Consider the following 16,703-nt stretch of genomic DNA (forward strand, 5'->3'; position numbering starts at 1 on the left):
TTTGGGCAATAGAAAAAACCATTAACATTTTATTATTTTTTGTTTTCAATGTTCGTTTTTTATTGATTTCTGTATGAAATCATCTTTAAACAGAAAAGATTTTCTAAAAAAAGAGAACATTTATCTGATTTAGTATCGAGGAAAGGCGGCGTTACGATGAAACCAGACATTCATTTTGACAATGAATGGCCCGAACAGTTCAAAAAACATCTTCAGGAAGACGGACCTTGGGCGAATTGGGAGCTTTACCAGCTTTCCTGCGAGGTGCAAAAAAGGCTGGCGATTCCAACCTTTGAAGGACTGCAGGCTCCGTTTCATCTGCCTGATTTCACCCCGCTTCCCCATCAGCTTGAAGTCGCCCAGAAAGTGGTGGAGGAGATGAACGGAAAAGCCATTTTAGCCGATGAAGTGGGCCTCGGCAAGACGGTTGAAGCCGGGCTGATATTAAAAGAATACATGATTCGGGGGCTGGCAAAAAAAATTTTGATCCTTGTCCCCGCTTCCTTAGTGTCTCAATGGGTGAAAGAGCTGCGCGAAAAATTTCTGATCCCGGCCGTAGAACAGAAAAAAAGCTATGTATGGGAGCAGTGCGATGTTGTCGTCTCCTCTCTTGATACGGCCAAACGGTCACCGCACAGAGAAACCGTTTTGTCGATTCAATATGATGTCGTTATCATCGATGAAGCTCACAAACTGAAAAACAATAAAACCAAAAACTACGAGTTCGTCCGCAATCTCAAGAAAAAATATTGCCTGATGCTGACGGCGACACCGATCCAAAACAAGATTGACGAAATATTCAACCTCGTCTCCCTGTTAAAACCCGGCCATTTAGGCAATGAGAGCAATTTCAACAAAGACTATTCAAAGCAGATCAATTCAAAAGAAACGCATGAGCGCTTAAAATCGCTGATCAACAAAGTGATGATCAGGAACAGACGGCAGGATACGGGCATCACGTGGACAAAACGCCATGTCGAAACCGTACCTATCTCGTTTTCACCGACTGAGCAGGCTTTATATGACGAGATTCGAAAGCTGAAAAAAGACCATCTGCATTCATCAAGCATGTTTTCCATCATGACCTTGGAGCGGGAATGCTGTTCAAGCAGAGAAGCGGTCTACATGACGCTGAAAAACATGCTTGACAAAAAAGACAGAGAAGCGCCTGTTATCGGAGAGTCTGCGATTCATCATCTGATCGACAAAGTAAATGAAGTGGCGCAGAACTCCAAAGCCATGAAAGTCGTCGAGCTCATCCAGGAGCTCGATGACAAAGTCATTATTTTCACAGAGTACAGAGCAACGCAAATCTATCTGCAATGGTTCCTCCAGCAAAACGGCATCACCTCTGTACCGTTCAGAGGCGGTTTTAAAAGAGGGAAAAAAGACTGGATGAAAGAGCTCTTCCGCGGCAGAGTGCAAGTATTGATCGCAACTGAAGCGGGCGGTGAAGGGATCAACCTGCAATTTTGCAACAAAATTATCAATTATGACCTGCCGTGGAATCCGATGCGCCTTGAGCAAAGAATCGGACGGATTCACCGCCTCGGCCAGGAACGGGACGTCTACATTTATAATATGGCAACAAAGCATACGGTCGAAGAACATATCTTAAAACTGCTCTATGAAAAAATTCACCTGTTCGAAAAAGTAGTCGGGGACTTGGATGATATTTTAACAAAAATAGAGGTCGGCAATTTTGAAGAGCATCTGCACGACATCCTTTTTTATTCGGCTACTGACGATGAAATGAAGATCAAGATGGAAAACCTGGCGTCATTCATTTCCTATGGAAATGACGCGGCAGGAAGCCATAAACAGATTGGAGGCTGACAGATGCGTCAGGAAGAAATACACCGCTTTTTGGAACGCTTTTTCACGGCAAACGGATGTGATATCACCGACAAAAGCGACGGCCATTTAACCGTACAGCTGACGCCCGAAGTCGATAAACAAATCATGAACAGGCCGTTTTACTGGCATTGGCTTGAAAAGACGGGCGGCGAGCCAAACCCGATGAAAATCACGCTGATTACAAATGAAGATCTGGCGCCGGACGGTATCGAAGGCGATTTCATTCATTTTGGCTCGCCAAGACTTTTTCAAATTTTTCAAGCGGTCAAGAAAAACGGAAGATTCATCCGCCTTTATGAAAAAATCCATTCTCAAGGAACGCAAATTCCACTTGAGCCCTGGCTGGGGATGAATGTGACGATCTCTTATCAGTCTGATAAGAAAAAAGACAAGCTTTTGTCTCTCGGCCTTCACTTGATCAGCGGTCAGCTCATAGAAGAGTTTCAAGAGCAAATGGAGGAGAGAGCTCTTTCTTCGCAAATATCCGATTACTGCTTTACGATGTCGCCATTGATCAAACCGGAGAGCGGCATCAAACGGATTGAGCGGTATATCGAACAGGCGGCCAGAAATGAGCCGCTCGACTGGGCGGAGGCTTCCCATAAAAGATGGGAGAGTGACCTTGCACTGCTGAATCAATTTTATGAAGAAACAGAGGAAAAACCGGAAGAGTATGAAATTGAAAAAAAGGCGCTCCAATCGCTTTACGAGCCGAAAATTGAAATAAAGGTGGAAAGCGGCGGGTTATTTTATTTGCAGAAAAAAATTTCAGGATAAATTTTCCGATTCGACATCGTTCTTGTTTTTATTCAAAAGCGGGGAATTATAATGAAATTATGGAGACAAACTATTGTTTCATTTTTTGGACAAGGATGGAAAAGTGGTGAGCCTTGAGATTTATCTTTGTTTATGACATCACAGTTGACTGAAATACATAATCAAGTATTTTAGGGGGGAAATATATGAATAAAGATAAAAATGAGAAAGAAGAATGGGATGAGGAATGGGCAGAGCTGATCAAAAATGCCCTGAAAGCAGGCATTAGTCCAGAAGAAATACGGTTTTTTCTTCGTTTAGGAAAGAAGTCTTCCGAAGCTTCCACATCAATTGAAAGAAGTCATTCAATAAATCCTTTCTGAATGTGCTATAATATCGAAAGGAAGGTGATGACATTGATTGGCCAGCGTATTAAACAATATCGAAAAGAAAAAGGCTACTCACTATCTGAACTAGCTGAAAAGGCTGGGGTAGCGAAGTCTTATTTAAGTTCTATAGAAAGAAACTTACAAACAAACCCCTCCATTCAATTTCTAGAAAAAGTCTCCGCTGTTCTGGACGTCTCGGTTCATACCCTGCTTGATGAAAAAGATGAAACCGAATACGATGGTCAATTAGATAGTGAATGGGAGAATCTAGTACGTGACGCTATGGCTTCAGGGGTTTCTAAAAAACAATTTCGAGAATTTTTAGATTATCAAAAGTGGAAGAAAAGACAAGAAAAGGAGTAAGTGCACATCTCTTACTCCCTTTTGGTCTTTTTACGCGAATACTGAGCCAATTCTTTAATAAACATAAAAAAACGGATCATTCAGATCCGTTTTTTCGCATTGCTCCATATTACTTATCTTCACTGTGAGCTCTTTCGTTTTCTTTTACATATCCGTTTTCGTCAGCATGTTTTTTGCCGTCGATTGTCAGGCCGTTCCATTGAGTGCCTTCGAATGAGAAGTCAAGCTGCACAGAATCTCCTTGATATTTGTTCTGCACCATTCTGCCATCCTTATCCGTTGTTTTGTCATTGACAAACTCAATAACAAGCTGCACTTTGTCAAAGTCATACGGATCTTTAGGAATGCCGTCATATTCAGGTGCAGTTTTGCCGTCGATTGTCGCGACATTGATTTTGCCGTTGTCATGCAGGAAGCCCGGCGCAATTGCTTTTTTGACTTTTTCCATTGCCGCTTTATCTTTCTTCGCAGACATATTGTACAGGTCGTACAGGTTCGCTTCATCTAAAATGATGTTTTTAGGATAGCCGTTTCCGCCTTCAACTCCGACAGTCAGAACGCTGACTTTAAATTGTTTCAGGAAGTCTTCAGCAGAGTTTTTCCCGCCGTTTTTCGCGTTTCCGTCAATGAAATTGCTGTAGCCAAGCTGCATCAGTACTTCTTTAATAGCAAGTGAGCCATCATTTTTGAATTCGAAATCTTTGGTGAATTTGTCGCCTGGTTTCAGGTTAGACAAGTTCACTCTTGCAGATGTATCTTTAGCGTTTAGGTCAAGTGTACCTGCCGCATAAGTGGCTTGAGTTGTTTCGATATCGTTGAACGCAGCCCAAGTTCCTCCTCCTACTAATGCCAGTCCCAGCGCAGCGGAAGCAACGCCTAATCCGATTTTTTTCTTTGTACCCATTGATAAACTCCTCCTTTTATAATAAAAACTCTATATATGGAACCTGAATATCAGGTTGCCAACGAAGATTACATGGAAACTGATTGATCTTTTCCGGCAGCTTCGATCGCTTTTGCTTTTTGATCTATTTCTCTTAAAGCCGCTGATACTGTAATGACTGCGTAAAGAATCAATAAGAGTCCAGGCACGATTAACAAGATGGCCGTGCCGATTGGTTTGCTAGCAAAATCCAGCACATAGCCGGCATACGGTACCGTAAAACCCGAATATTTTGCTACTACATTTTCCGCCAAAACAGGATCAGAATCAGGGTTTTGGTTGTTGTCACCCTTTGTTTGAAAGATAAGATTTGATTTATTTTTTGTTATACCGATAATTCGGTGGGTAACCATTGTGTCTTTGTCTTGCATGAATGAAATGATGTCTCCCTTTTTCAATGAGGCGGGATTTTTCACCTTTTCAACGGCGATCACAGAGCCTGTCATAAACTCCGGCTCCATCGATCCGGATAAAACCGTTTTCAATTGATAGCCGAACAGCTGCGGCTCTCCGCCGGACGATTTCGTTGAAATCACAACGATCACCGCCGCGATGATCAGCGTGAAAATAATCACATACAAAATGTTGCTGACCCATTTCATTACTCTTTTCATGACGATTCCTCGCTTTCTAATGAATGGTCTTCGTTATTTTTTTCTTCATTGACCGATTGACTGCCGTCTGTTGTTTCTTTATGTGTGTCTTGTTTAGATTTTTTCTGTACGTCTGTCTTGTCTTTTTCTGTTGATGTTGCTTTTTTAGGTGGCTTAGGTGTTTCTTCTTTGCAATCTTGAAGAACCATTGCTTTAGACCAGATGAAAGCTTTTCCCTGTTTTTGATCAGGGTGGCCTTCAGGCTTGATCAGTTTAAACGCGTATGTTCCTTCCTTTACTGCCCGCTTTGACTCGATCCTGTACACGCCGCCTTTTCCTTCTTTTGAAACCACACCTTTATCAATGACAGTTCCGTCCTTCGGTGTCTTCGCCGGATTCTCCAGTTTGTGAAGCTCCCATTTCCATTCCGAGCTGGTTATCTTGTCACCGCTGTTTTTATATTCGGCATATAAGGCGCTAGGCGCACACACTGTCTTGTTCGTCTCGGTCTGTTTCTGAAGCTTCAAATCGCTTCCATCCCAAAGGACATCATCTGCTTGATCAAACTTTGCAGACGCTTTCAAGGGCATGCTGTAATATTCGACATCATGAAACGATGCGTTCGTATATTGATTCAGCTGACTCCCCAATCCAATTAAAAGGTAAATGATCAAAATCATTTGAAAACCGATAACTATTTTCTTGTCTCTTTTTCGGCATCTCCTAGTGCGAGAAAATCGGATCATGACCACCCTCCTAGCGAGTCAAAGTATATCCCGTTCGTTTTAAAGAACCTTATAGTTAGAGTATAAAGAACAGGGGTAAGGTTGAAAACTGTCAAAATAGTCGATTAAGTTCGTTTTACAGAACATTATCGTTTAATTCCTCAAAAAACCTCTTAAATTCTCATCTTTTTGAAAACTTTGAAGTTCTTTATAATGTACACAATTTCTTCTTAATTTTTGTATAAACCGTGTTGACAAGGAAAAAATAGTGAAGAAAGGATGATAACCCCATGCTGAAAAACTCCATCTTATGTTTGTTTTTATTGCTGGCAGGTTTCGGGCCGCTTCAACAAGCGGCAGCTCAAGACACAGCCCACATGTCAAAATGGGAAGAAAAAGCGGTTCAGGAAGCAAAAAAAAGGTATCCGTCAGCAGAAGTGCGCCTCACGAAAAAAGTATGGGATCGAAAGCGCACAGACGAAGCGGTCAAACAATACCATGTGACTCTTAGCGAAGGAAACAAAAACTTTGGTGTTTTTGTCACCATTTCATATGAACCCACAACACATAAAATTAATAAAGTGGTCGTCGTAGAAGAATACAAATAAGCCGCTTTGCGATGCAAAGCGGCTTTCATGTTGAACGAAAGGGAAGCGGTTTTCTCAGGTGGAAAGGATTTTGCCGACTGACATTTTATTTATCGCGGCGTTTAAACAACATGGCACAGCCGACCGGCAATATGCCAAACCAGCGGTAAATTCTTGACGAAGGTTTGCTCTCCCTGCGCCTCTCTTTCATCTGTTTTCTTTCGTCCTTTGGCGTGTCCATATACTTCACAAGCTGTTCTGTCATATATTTTACATAATCGTTCGTTTTCATCAAATCACCTCATCATTCCTATATGAAGAAGTGTTGTCACCCGGCCTTTTATTTATACATGCTTGAAAGGTCTAATACTCCTTCCATTGAAGGATGTTATTTTCCTTGAAACGAAACAGAAATTCGGCATGTTTCACCGCTCCCTCCGCTGTCCTGGCCGTGATCTTCACACGCTTCATCTGTTGATCAGCTTGGGTAACAGTATATGTCGCAAGTCCATAAGCCGTTTCAACCTCTCCATCCGTCTCTTCGCGAATGTTCCGAACAGCGTGCAGTATGCCGTTTTGGAGAAGGTTTTGCTGAGTATAAAATTCTTTTGTCTGTTCTGCAAAGTCAGACCTGGTGATCAATGAAACAGCCGAATGGACAGCGCAAAGCATGCAGATCACAGCCATAAAAACAGATGCGGGATAAATGAACCCATTTGAATTGTTCACACTTGACCACCCTCTAAGCTGAATGATAGATCGGACATGCTGTATGATATGCCTTGCCGCTCAGACTTGTCACTTCAAGGTTCAATTGATGATCTTGAACCTGAAATGTGATCTGTTTGACATTTTGTAAAATCGGCACGTGGCCTTTTGAATCGACCCTTTTGCGGATGATTGTTTGATATTGTTCGTAGCGGACCGTCCGTCCCAGTGAGTTGATCATCTCCAATGCTTGACGACCGCTTTTCACTTTGACATCAACGGCAGCCCTGCACTCTTTTACAAGCTGCTCGGCTGTAATGGTCCACTCTTGCAAATTGAGATCTCCTTGTCTTGCGGGAGATAAAAACAGCTGAAAAATGGATGCCATTGTTCCGGCTATAAACAGGTAAACCGTAAATGAGAATAAAACATTAAGAAGGGTAAAGCCCTTTTGTCTGTAAAATGGTGAAGCAGTGTTTTTCCTTTTTTCCAGGTTCGATGGAAATACAGACTTTATAGTCATCCCCTTTCTCCTTCCAATCAATATTAAAACGGGTCCCCTGATACACCTCGGTTTCCCGCGGCTGAAACCGGCCTGTCAGCATGTAGCGGCTGATCTTTTCATCGAGTATGCGATACGCCTCCTCTTCTTTTTCTATCATGTCCCGATGTAATGCAATCTGATGAAACATTGGGATAAACGAGACGGTGATCATCGTCCAAATACTGAAAGCGGAGACGGCCTCAAGCGTTGTAAAACCTTTATTTCGTTTGAACATTGATTTTGCCGCTTCCTAAATAAATCGTCAATTCAAAATAAGCATCACCTGTTTCAATCACCATTTTCCCTCCTTGATTCGGGGCTCCGTTTGGACTGTAGGTTAGCTGCCGTTTCAGCGTCGATTTTTTGATGGAGATTTTACGATCATAGGTTCTTGTCAGATAAGGGTCAGAACGTTTATCAGCAGGCAGAATAACGTATTTGAAATGGTCAAAATCAAACTGCACCTTTACCTTCGTATTTTGTGCGAGCGCTGTCTGCTGCGCATAAAGCAAATCCTCCTCAAGCTGGGAAACGAAGTTCTGAACGGCTTTTTTTTCATAAATGGGAGGCAGTCCGGCAAATAAAATGACCATCATCAGTGAACTGATCATCAAAACCGTTAAGCTTTCTAAAAGAGTAAACCCTTTTTCATCCATCTCCATTAATCAGACTGCACCTTGCCGTTGGAAATTACAATCGCCTTCCCGTTTGGACATCTTACATTCTTTTTAACATATCCTTCTGATTCAAGCTCGCTCAAGCTTGGCGTCTTGCCGTCATGGTCCATCTGGTAAGCTGTGATTTGCGCTTGAATCATATTTTTCAGCCCTTCACAGCCCTTCTTTTGGATGCTTTGATTATGTTTTGTGACATTGGGGATTGTGATCAAAAGCAGAATGGATACAACGAGCATGACGACGAGCATTTCGATCAAAGTAAATCCCTTTTCATTCAAACTGTCGCCCTCCTTTATAGCTGATTCATCATTTGATACATTGGCAAAAGCATAGACAGATAAAGAATGAGTATCATCAGCGCGGTCAGTCCGTAAATCATTGGCTGGATCATGCCTGTCCACTTTGCCGCTTTCTTTTCGAGACGATCGAGCAGAAATTGGCTGTACGAATATAGTTCTCTGTGAAGATGACCGTTTAACTGGCCGTGAACAATCGCTTTGGACAAATCTTTTTCATAATAGGGGCGTCCGGCTATCATTTCATCGATCGCTTCCCCTTGTTTCAGCCTCTTGATCAAACACTTGGCCTCGTGCTGATAAAACGGCAAAAAAGGCTGGCTCTCAAATGCTTTTAGACTTTCGTATATAGACAAACCGGATTTTAAAAGGTTGCTCAGCTGAAGTGAAAAAAAATAGCTGTTAAATAATTTGAGGATTCTGCCAAGCAGAGGAATTTTGATGAAAAGAAGCATTCGGGCTTCAGGAGGCTTATGCCGGAAGCGGCAAACATAGTACACAGCTAAAACTGCGACCAACAGCAGCATGAGGATGAACAGCCATGTGAAACTGTCAAAAAACAAAAATATGAAGGAAGTCAAAAAAGTTCTCTCGATATTCATCGAATCGTAGATCGCTGAGAATTGCGGCAGAATGGCCGATTTTAAAATATAAGAGATGAGACAGACCGTCAAAATTAAGAATAAAGGATACTTTGCGGCTTTCTTGATTTTTTCGGCCTGGCCGATTTTACGGTGAAGCAGCTCTCCGCTTTGGCAGAAAGCGAAGGGCAAATTCCCATGCTGCTCGGCAAAATAGACAATGCTGACGGCGTCTTGATGAAATGACATCATATTCAAAACTTGAAAAACAGGGTGTCCTTCAGTAAGCTTCCGTATTCCAAACGAGATGTCCGCTCTTTGATGTTTGTTCAATTGCAGCGCCAGCATGCTTAAAGCGTCCAGCAGCGTATAGCCGTTTACTATCATCTCGCCGAGCTTTTCAAGAAGCTCCGCCTGTTCCCGCACAGGCCATTTGCCTTTATTCCGACTCATGATCAACCCAGCGCTCATAGGCTTCCGCCGGCAGATAGCCGAGCGCAATTCCTTTTCGAATCAGCATGCCTAAAGTTTCATCGCGGACAACGGCATATTCACCTTTTGCTTCTTTTACACATTGGTGAAGCCTTTTCCCATAAAGCAGCTCAAAAATGCTTGCTCTTCTCACAGGCCTGGACAATCGGCAAAACAAAGAGCATCTGTCGCCGCAAAACGGGCAGACAAGCCCTACCAGGCGCTGAGCGCTTACTGCGATGAGCGTCTGTTCAATTTCTGTTATGTCAATACCAAACTCAAGAAGCCTGTAAATCGTTCCCTTTGCATTTTTCGCATGCATGCTCGTGAGGACGAGATGTCCTGTCAGCGCAGCTCTGACTGCGGTTTCGGCTGTTTCAGCATCACGGATTTCCCCCAGTATGATCATGTCCGGATCATGGCGGAGAACCGCCTTTAAACCGGCCGAATACGACATTCCCGCTTTTTCATTCACCTGTACTTGCAAAATATTTTCGCTTCTCGATTCAACCGGATCCTCCAATGTAATAATGTTGCGGTTAAAGTGGCGTTTGGCATATTCGATCAGCGAATAAAGTGTTGTCGACTTGCCTGATCCGGTCGGACCGGTAAAGATCATTAAACCGTGAGCATGTTTCAGGAAAGACAGGAGCTTGAATGTTGCGCTTGGAAACAAAGAAAGCTTTTTGAGCGGCTGTTTGCTTGTCTGCGGCAAAACGCGGATCACCAGGCTTTCTTCATTTATGGTTGGCAATGTGGACATTCTTAAATGAACGGGCTCCCCCTTCATGTGCAAGGTCAAGGACCCGCTTTGCGGCTGCCTGCGTTCACCGATATCCATGGAAGACAAAAATTTAAAATGAGAAATAAGCCTCGAGCATTCATTTTTCGTTAATCGATGCTTTCTAAACAGCTCACCATCAATTCTGAAGCGTATCAGCGCGTCTTTTTCTCCCGGAACAATATGGATATCCGAAGCTTTCATCATGAATGCCTCTTCGATTAATTTCCCGCTAAATGATTCAGTCGTCTGCAAAAACCTTGCGCCTCCTTTCTAACCGCAGTTTAAACGAAAAACACCAGCAGCATCAAACCACAAAAAAATGAAAATCAGCTGAAACCGGCAGAAAAAAATAAGTTTTGGAAGGCGCAATTCTCTATTTTAGATAGCTTTCAAAGCTCATTTTATAAAATTCATCACGCGTCTACATTAGGTCGCTGCCGGCTTTATTTTCCTGCAAGCCGTGTTCTTCCCTGATGCAAAAGCCTTTTTTTCCAAGAGCTTTAGCCAAACTTTGCTCTGTTTTAATATGAGAAAAGTCGATGCCGAGCTTCACGACCGTCTGGGCGATTTCCGGGCGAATTCCCGAAATAATCGTTTCAATCCCCAAAAGTTTTGTACTGTCAACGACCTTGAACAATTGATAAGCAACCATTGTATCGACGACCGGCACACCTGAAATGTCGATAAACAGATGGGACAGGTGAAGTGCTGTACATTGGCTGAGTGCCGATTCAATAATCACTTTTGCCCGATGTGTATCGATTTCTCCAATGAGCGGTAAAATGCCGATTTGCGCTGAGATCGGAATAACCGGAGCGCTCAATTCATGAATCATCTCTTTTTGCGCTTTCAAACAGCTTGCTGTCGCCTGATCATATTCAGAAAGAAAATGTTCAATGATTTCATCCATCAGCGAGTGAAGCCGTTTGTTCCAAGCAAATAGATGTTTTTTTGAACAGTCATGATCATTTGAAAACGCTTGGATCTTATCCATTAAAATACAGCGGAAGATTTTAAATCCCTTTACGCTTTCCATAACAGGCATTTGCCTTGCGGCTCTGTCCCTGGCCATTTGTTTCAGACAAATGCCGGCTTTTTCCCAATATTTCTCCGTCTTTTCCTCTGTTAGCACATTCGAGACCGCGTGTACAAAATATTGAAATTCTGCCGCGATGTTGTCTTTTTCCGAAGGAATTTGAGCCATCCATTCATCAGCGATTTGATCCGCTTGTTTCATCAAATAATGATAAAGAGCGGAATTCGTGCTATCCATTTTCAATCCTCCTCACTAAAATTGCTCACAAATTCAGAATGTTTCACCTGGATCTGAGAGTTTTTCATCCATATGTATAAAACAACAGATATTGTCCAACACTATTCCTACAGTACGTTGGGCTATAGCCAAGCGGTAAGGCAACGGACTTTGACTCCGTGACGCGCTGGTTCGAATCCAGCTAGCCCAGTTGTTCCATGCGAAAAAACGAAGATTGCTGAATGGGCTTTTCAGCAGATCTTCGTTTTTTTCAGGATACTGATCGATGCAGCGTGTTTTTCTTTAATTTCAAAAGTTCGCTGGGATTATATCCGACAACAAGCTTTTCTCCATTGACGATAATCGGACGTCTCAACAGTTTCGGTTTTTGAATTAACAGCTCCAATACTTCGCTGACTGTTAATTCTTCAATATTCAGGTTGAGCTCTTTAAACGCCTGGCTTCTTGTTGCCAGTATTTCATCAATGCCTTCGGTCGTCAGAGCCAGAATCTCTTTCAGTTCTTCTTGATTGGGCGTCTCTTTGAATAAATGACGCTCCTTAAAATCAATCTGATTGGCTTTCAGCCAATGTTTTGTTTTTCTGCATGATGTGCAGCTCGGGTATGAATAAAAGATCAAGTCTCCCATATGATGTCCCCTCCTCCTGTTATGTTTGCCTTTGTTATGTGTAGTACCCTTGATCTTTTTGCCTTAAACACGGCAAAGTGAATTTTTTATCCGTCATTTCATCACAAAATTGTAAAAAATGAATTGTTTTTCTCAAAATGAAAATGTTTACATTTAAAGTTCAATTGATTTATAATAGATGCAAAGGGGCTTTTTGGGAGGGATATCAATGAATCGCATGTTCCGCGTATTAGGTTTCTGGACAGGTATCTTTGCGGTCATGTTTTATTTAGGAGATATGAAAGATGCGTCACTGCTGTTTTTCGGTCAAACGGTTTTCTTCGTCTTCTTATCGTATCTTAACTTGACCGAACGAATGTATATTTATATTTTCGGGGCATACTTGACGATCTTTTTTGCCGCTTTTACATACTATTCTGTTTTTATCATGGTTCCCGGTCAGGGGGGCCATTAAGAAAAAAAGAGACGATCCTCCGGATGCGTCTCTTTTTTATGTTAAATCGTAAACCCGTTAATGAACGGATTTTGTTCCTGTTCTGTCGCTATATCTGTTTCAGGGCCGTGGCCGCTTAACACCAGCGTCTCTTCAGGAAGGGTAAGAAGCTTTTGATGAATGCTTTTAATTAAAACTTCATGGTTCCCTCCCGGCAGATCTGTACGGCCGATGCCTCCTCGGAACAAAACATCTCCCGAGATGATGAGTTGTTCTTCTTCCACATAATAGGAAACACTTCCAGGGGAATGTCCCGGGGTGAAGAAAACACGCAGCTGAAACGGACCGATTTCAAGCACCTGCTCTTCTTCGATCAGATGGTCGGCTTTTTCAGCTGTAATCGTCTGTCCGGTTAACAGAGCTGATCCGTTTAATGATGGATCTTGCAGCCACTCTGCTTCATTTTGATGTACATATACAGGAATGTCCCATTCTTTTCTTACCTTGTCCACCGCGCCGATATGGTCGAAATGGGCATGCGTCAGTAAGACGGCAAGCGGTTTAAGCCCTTTTTCTTTTATGTATTCGTTTAGTTTTCCGGCTTCGCTTCCGGGATCAAAGATCAGGCATGCGCCGTCTTCTTTTGCTAAGATATATGCGTTTGTTTGAATAGGGCCTAAAGGCATTCTTCTCCACTTCATTTCTTTCACCTCGGATTGATCATTCTTTGTTCCATTATGAAGGTTTTGTGAAAAACTTTCAATGAATCAGGTTGCCCTCGACAAAACAAATGAAAACGGTTAAAATTGAATTATTGGAAATAAACTGCAGGGGATCCAAACGAAGGGGGTTTATATTGATGTTGCTCGTGATCATATTCGGTCTTGTCACGATATTATCAGCTCTGGGTGTTCTTCGTTCGCTTAAACAAATCAATGTGCTCGGCATTTTGTTCGGCGGAGCTGCTTTTTTAGTCTTCGGCTGGTTTACGGTCATGACGATTATAAACAGCGGATATCCGACGGTACACTAAGCTGTTTCCTTTTGGACAATAGGACAGCCTTGCACCGGAAAACGCGGAGCAAGGCTTTTTCTCTGCCGTCTTTGATCATTTTAAGCGATTTTGTACGCTTGACAGCTTCCCTTCCATTGTCGTTTTCTTATCGCGCCGGTCATCAATCCTGATGTTTGTCGCCACTCTGTGTATGCCTTTTTGAAACGGCGCTTCATGAATGGTTTGAATCACCTCGAACAAAGCGCTTAGTTCCCCTTCGATTAACGTATTCATCGGTGTCAGCTGATATTTGATTTTTCCTTCTTTTTGAAATCCCTCTAAAATCGTCTGAATCTCTGCCACATACTCGCTTACGCTCGGCGTTTCCGTTCCGATCGGTATAATGGTTACATCTGCTATTGCCACTGTTTAATACTCCTTTCTATTCCTTGATCACAAGGGGCTCGTATTGACTGGTGCGGAGTGAAATGATCTGATCCCGTGTATACCCGTATAATGCATATTTCCCGTCAGGAGACAATTCAATCGGAAGCATATCGATATCCTTAACAATGACCTTCCGTTTTCCGGACTTGAGATTGACGGATATCAGATCAAACAGAGATCCTGATTCACTCGGCTGATATGTGTAAAACAATTGATGTTGATCATCATAGCCATATTCCGCTGGCGAAAGACTTGAATATTCGGAGAACAGCGGAAGCGTGAACGAGCGCAGCTTTTCCGAAGAGGAAACATCTGAAAATATGTAGGTCCCGTTTTTGCTGTCTGCGGATGTCTTAACAACCAGCCGCACGTTGTTGAAGACGTCGAGCAGCACAGCTTGATCAGCGATTTTCTTTTCCCGTCCGTCCGCCATATCATAGGAATAAACAGGAGCCGGTTTTTGCCGGTCCTGGTTATTCCATTTCAAGAATTCGAAAGAGTCGGGAGACGTCCAGTGAATAAAAGCGGCCTGGACGATGTCTCTTTTTATTTTGGCTTCTTTTGCATTGAGCAAATATGATTCATAATTCCAATCTTTCGTAAAAGCTGTCACATATAAAAGGTAAGGATCGTGCTCATTCCAGTCCACCTGCAGTTCATGTGTGCGAAAGCCTCTTGAAAAAAGCTCATCTCCCTGCACATTCATCAGCGTTAATTTGATTTCAGACCCGTCGCCGGCGGTTTGAATGAGCATCATGCCTTTTTCCCTGTTCAACTCCAGTGATATCAGTCTTTTATCTGTTTTGTAGATCGTTTCACCCGTCCCTTTAAATATATCATATGATCTGATTTCACTGCCTGCAACCGGATGTGTTCGCGTATATAAAATGGTTTCATGATCGAGCCAACCCGCAGCTTCATCAAAATGCCGGTCCTTGAGTGCTGCAACTTTTTTTTCCTCGACTACTTCATCGTTTTTCCGCTTTTTTTCAGAATGTTCCTGATGAACGTTTTCCGAGCCGCCCATGTGAAAGGGCGTACAGGCAGCTGACAAACCCGTCATCACAGCGGCAATGATACATAATGAAACTCTCAAACCGGCCATTCTCCCTCCATCAATGATTCTCTGTCTTACATTACGGTTTTGCATCAAAAAGGTTTCAGCTCTCAAAAAAACAGGATGCCCACAAGATTCCTCTGCTTTTACAATATATATCGTCAAATTGTTTCAACGGTAAAGGATTTTTCCCTTTGCCGAGTTCAACTGTATACCCTTCTTTTTGATAAAAATGAATGAACCAATCCCTGAAACCCGCATAGCTGTCAATATATCTGACTCCTTGATATCCGCTGAGACGCTCAAACGTTTGGATGACACTGAAAGATTCAGAAGGCTCAAAGCCTTTATATCCCCAATAAATTTCTTCACCCTGCGTATGAAGCGCCACAAGACGATCAGGCGGCCGGCTGGCGATTAAATCCCTCATGGCGACCGCCTCCGGCTCGGTCAGCGGCGCATCACCGGGATAGTCTCTGTACGACGGTCCTTTAGGAGGCTTGCGCTGTTTCTCGATTTCCCAAAAAGACGGAAACTGATTATTTAAATCGACCCCGTTGATATTGGCTTTCCATTCCTTAAAATCGGGCTGATGCTCATTTATGTCATCAAGTGCGCCTGACTCTATTCCCAGAGACTCGGGACCGTTCAACACCAGATCAACTCCGTCGGGATTCACGAGCGGCACGATTGAAAGCTTAGTCTGGCAAAAAAGCGCCGGTGGTGAGTAATCAAACAGTTGGCGGCCGGTACATAAATAAAGGCAATATTCTTTAAGCCATTTCATCAGCACAGAGGTGGTAATCCATTCGTTGGCATGGAATGAAGCATTGATATGAGTCGTTTTTTCTGCATCCCGGGATCCGAGGCGCAGTTCATAAATCGGCTGCCCCAGCACGGAGCGGCCAATCACGCGGGTTGTGATAAACGGGAAGCAAGACGTCAGCTTTTCGATTTCGTTTGTCAGCGCTGTTGAATCATACACGGCCGTTTCTGTCAGCCATTGTTCATCGAAGTTTCCCCGTTCCTTTACCAATAATTTCATCTGTTCATATGTTTCTGCTGTTGGGGTGTTATTTCCTGCTTCTAAAGATGCTCCCGGAAAATAAAATTCTTCTACAGAAGCGCCAAGGTTTGCGCTGATTAAAAGTTGTTCGGGTATGTTCAGGATGTCAGACAGCCTTGACAAGTTTTGTTTTAACTCCGGTTTGATTTTGATAAATGCCATCAATGATCCCTCCCACAATAGCATATGACCGATGATTCAAATGGTTTTCGCAGATTTTCATTCCCTTTCGATCCCTGCTTTATTTTGCTGTTCGTGTTGTTTTTTTGTTACTTATCAGTTGCCGTTTTTGCTGCCGGAACATATCAACATGCTCTGCGATAGACGAAAAAGGTCGATACTCGTTATGGGAAGAGTTATATGTGAGTCAATGTACCCCTGGCCATTTGCCGTATTTAAACCGCTGCCCTTTTTGAATGGGGCAGAAACCGGGGAAATCATTTAAAAATTCATTACATACATCAGATCAAGAAGGTTTTTCATGCCGCGGATTCAAAGGAGACACTAACCTCATTAAATTTGAGGATGTTG

The 16,703-nt window shown here is 42.8% G+C and carries 24 protein-coding genes and 1 tRNA gene; 8 read left to right on the forward strand and 17 right to left on the reverse strand.

Features of this window, described 5'->3' with window-relative positions; genetic code table 11:
* Positions 1-156 precede the first annotated feature (156 nt).
* The 4 genes from ACINLD_RS08140 to sinR all read left to right on the forward strand — a co-directional run bounded on the left by ACINLD_RS08140 (position 157) and on the right by sinR (position 3,365).
* A complete protein-coding gene (locus tag ACINLD_RS08140) occupies positions 157-1,836 on the forward strand; it encodes a DEAD/DEAH box helicase (protein WP_077736496.1) in 1,680 nt (559 codons plus the stop codon).
* Positions 1,837-1,839: 3 nt separating this feature from the next.
* Positions 1,840-2,634 (forward strand): YqhG family protein, encoded by a 795-nt coding sequence (locus ACINLD_RS08145; RefSeq protein WP_077736495.1) that lies wholly within the window; start codon positions 1,840-1,842, stop codon positions 2,632-2,634.
* A gap of 185 nt (positions 2,635-2,819) precedes the next feature.
* Entirely contained in the window at positions 2,820-2,996 is a 177-nt protein-coding gene (gene sinI / locus ACINLD_RS08150; protein ID WP_026587842.1) for an anti-repressor SinI, read from the forward strand.
* 33 nt (positions 2,997-3,029) lie between these two features.
* Entirely contained in the window at positions 3,030-3,365 is a 336-nt protein-coding gene (gene sinR, locus ACINLD_RS08155; protein ID WP_006637528.1) for a transcriptional regulator SinR, read from the forward strand.
* A gap of 109 nt (positions 3,366-3,474) precedes the next feature.
* Here the strand turns inward: sinR and tasA are convergent, their stop codons facing one another.
* The 3 genes from tasA to tapA all read right to left on the reverse strand — a co-directional run bounded on the left by tasA (position 3,475) and on the right by tapA (position 5,647).
* Positions 3,475-4,269 (reverse strand): biofilm matrix protein TasA, encoded by a 795-nt coding sequence (gene tasA / locus ACINLD_RS08160; protein WP_026587843.1) that lies wholly within the window; start codon positions 4,267-4,269, stop codon positions 3,475-3,477.
* A gap of 68 nt (positions 4,270-4,337) precedes the next feature.
* A complete protein-coding gene (sipW, locus tag ACINLD_RS08165; protein ID WP_026587844.1) occupies positions 4,338-4,922 on the reverse strand; it encodes a signal peptidase I SipW in 585 nt (194 codons plus the stop codon).
* On the reverse strand, positions 4,919-5,647 hold the full coding sequence (gene tapA, locus ACINLD_RS08170; RefSeq protein ID WP_077736494.1) for an amyloid fiber anchoring/assembly protein TapA: 729 nt from the start codon (positions 5,645-5,647) through the stop codon (positions 4,919-4,921). The genes sipW and tapA overlap by 4 nt, the downstream gene beginning before the upstream one ends.
* A 269-nt stretch (positions 5,648-5,916) precedes the next feature.
* Here tapA and ACINLD_RS08175 point away from each other — a divergent pair, with 269 nt between their 5' ends.
* On the forward strand, positions 5,917-6,234 hold the full coding sequence (locus ACINLD_RS08175) for a YqzG/YhdC family protein (RefSeq protein ID WP_026587846.1): 318 nt from the start codon (positions 5,917-5,919) through the stop codon (positions 6,232-6,234).
* An 85-nt stretch (positions 6,235-6,319) separates the two neighbouring features.
* Here the strand turns inward: ACINLD_RS08175 and ACINLD_RS08180 are convergent, their stop codons facing one another.
* The 9 genes from ACINLD_RS08180 to ACINLD_RS08220 form a co-directional block, all read right to left on the reverse strand.
* Positions 6,320-6,505, reverse strand: coding sequence for a YqzE family protein (locus ACINLD_RS08180; RefSeq protein WP_026587847.1), 186 nt, complete (start codon positions 6,503-6,505; stop codon positions 6,320-6,322).
* Between the two features lie 71 nt (positions 6,506-6,576).
* On the reverse strand, positions 6,577-6,942 hold the full coding sequence (gene comGG, locus ACINLD_RS08185) for a competence type IV pilus minor pilin ComGG (RefSeq protein ID WP_026587848.1): 366 nt from the start codon (positions 6,940-6,942) through the stop codon (positions 6,577-6,579).
* Positions 6,943-6,955: 13 nt separating this feature from the next.
* Positions 6,956-7,444 carry a competence type IV pilus minor pilin ComGF gene (comGF, locus tag ACINLD_RS08190; protein ID WP_277691019.1) on the reverse strand — a complete coding sequence of 163 codons (489 nt, stop codon included), beginning with the start codon at positions 7,442-7,444 and terminating at the stop codon, positions 6,956-6,958.
* Positions 7,353-7,700: a competence type IV pilus minor pilin ComGE gene (gene comGE / locus ACINLD_RS08195; protein WP_277691020.1), complete on the reverse strand. Its 348-nt coding sequence runs from the start codon at positions 7,698-7,700 to the stop codon at positions 7,353-7,355. Before comGE ends, comGF begins: the two co-directional genes overlap by 92 nt.
* Positions 7,684-8,127 carry a competence type IV pilus minor pilin ComGD gene (comGD, locus tag ACINLD_RS08200; protein WP_236251143.1) on the reverse strand — a complete coding sequence of 148 codons (444 nt, stop codon included), beginning with the start codon at positions 8,125-8,127 and terminating at the stop codon, positions 7,684-7,686. Before comGD ends, comGE begins: the two co-directional genes overlap by 17 nt.
* Positions 8,127-8,420 (reverse strand): competence type IV pilus major pilin ComGC, encoded by a 294-nt coding sequence (gene comGC, locus ACINLD_RS08205; RefSeq protein ID WP_026587852.1) that lies wholly within the window; start codon positions 8,418-8,420, stop codon positions 8,127-8,129. The genes comGD and comGC overlap by 1 nt, the downstream gene beginning before the upstream one ends.
* A 14-nt stretch (positions 8,421-8,434) precedes the next feature.
* Positions 8,435-9,472 (reverse strand): competence type IV pilus assembly protein ComGB, encoded by a 1,038-nt coding sequence (gene comGB, locus ACINLD_RS08210; protein ID WP_410206967.1) that lies wholly within the window; start codon positions 9,470-9,472, stop codon positions 8,435-8,437.
* Entirely contained in the window at positions 9,459-10,526 is a 1,068-nt protein-coding gene (gene comGA / locus ACINLD_RS08215) for a competence type IV pilus ATPase ComGA (protein WP_409444622.1), read from the reverse strand. Before comGA ends, comGB begins: the two co-directional genes overlap by 14 nt.
* A 169-nt stretch (positions 10,527-10,695) precedes the next feature.
* Positions 10,696-11,547, reverse strand: a complete 852-nt coding sequence (locus ACINLD_RS08220) for an STAS domain-containing protein (protein ID WP_409444621.1) — start codon at positions 11,545-11,547, stop codon at positions 10,696-10,698.
* Positions 11,548-11,665: 118 nt separating this feature from the next.
* Between ACINLD_RS08220 and ACINLD_RS08225 the strand changes: the two genes are divergently transcribed.
* Positions 11,666-11,737: transfer RNA gene (locus ACINLD_RS08225), tRNA-Gln, on the forward strand.
* 60 nt (positions 11,738-11,797) lie between these two features.
* On the opposite strand, the gene ACINLD_RS08230 is transcribed toward ACINLD_RS08225, so the two are convergent.
* Positions 11,798-12,175, reverse strand: coding sequence for a Spx/MgsR family RNA polymerase-binding regulatory protein (locus ACINLD_RS08230; protein ID WP_035428189.1), 378 nt, complete (start codon positions 12,173-12,175; stop codon positions 11,798-11,800).
* 208 nt (positions 12,176-12,383) lie between these two features.
* Here ACINLD_RS08230 and ACINLD_RS08235 point away from each other — a divergent pair, with 208 nt between their 5' ends.
* Complete coding sequence (locus ACINLD_RS08235) at positions 12,384-12,629, forward strand: DUF2626 domain-containing protein (RefSeq protein ID WP_026587856.1); 246 nt, start codon at positions 12,384-12,386, stop codon at positions 12,627-12,629.
* Between the two features lie 41 nt (positions 12,630-12,670).
* Here the strand turns inward: ACINLD_RS08235 and ACINLD_RS08240 are convergent, their stop codons facing one another.
* The gene (locus ACINLD_RS08240; RefSeq protein WP_026587857.1) at positions 12,671-13,309 is read right to left on the reverse strand and encodes an MBL fold metallo-hydrolase; all 639 of its coding nucleotides are present in this window, start codon (positions 13,307-13,309) and stop codon (positions 12,671-12,673) included.
* A gap of 158 nt (positions 13,310-13,467) precedes the next feature.
* On the opposite strand from ACINLD_RS08240, the gene ACINLD_RS08245 reads away from it, so the two are divergent.
* Positions 13,468-13,641, forward strand: coding sequence for a DUF2759 domain-containing protein (locus ACINLD_RS08245; protein WP_003183486.1), 174 nt, complete (start codon positions 13,468-13,470; stop codon positions 13,639-13,641).
* A gap of 75 nt (positions 13,642-13,716) precedes the next feature.
* Here ACINLD_RS08245 and ACINLD_RS08250 read toward each other — a convergent pair whose 3' ends face one another.
* Genes ACINLD_RS08250 through ACINLD_RS08260 form a run of 3 tightly spaced genes read right to left on the reverse strand, consistent with a single transcriptional unit; the run spans position 13,717 to position 16,334 of the window.
* Positions 13,717-14,028 carry an MTH1187 family thiamine-binding protein gene (locus ACINLD_RS08250; RefSeq protein WP_026587858.1) on the reverse strand — a complete coding sequence of 104 codons (312 nt, stop codon included), beginning with the start codon at positions 14,026-14,028 and terminating at the stop codon, positions 13,717-13,719.
* Between the two features lie 16 nt (positions 14,029-14,044).
* Complete coding sequence (locus ACINLD_RS08255; RefSeq protein WP_077736427.1) at positions 14,045-15,154, reverse strand: hypothetical protein; 1,110 nt, start codon at positions 15,152-15,154, stop codon at positions 14,045-14,047.
* A 55-nt stretch (positions 15,155-15,209) separates the two neighbouring features.
* Entirely contained in the window at positions 15,210-16,334 is a 1,125-nt protein-coding gene (locus ACINLD_RS08260) for a M14 family metallocarboxypeptidase (RefSeq protein WP_026587860.1), read from the reverse strand.
* Positions 16,335-16,703: the final 369 nt, after the last annotated feature.

It is taken from the genome of Bacillus sp. z60-11, assembly GCF_046464135.1.
In the GTDB taxonomy this organism is placed as follows: domain Bacteria; phylum Bacillota; class Bacilli; order Bacillales; family Bacillaceae; genus Bacillus; species Bacillus sonorensis_A.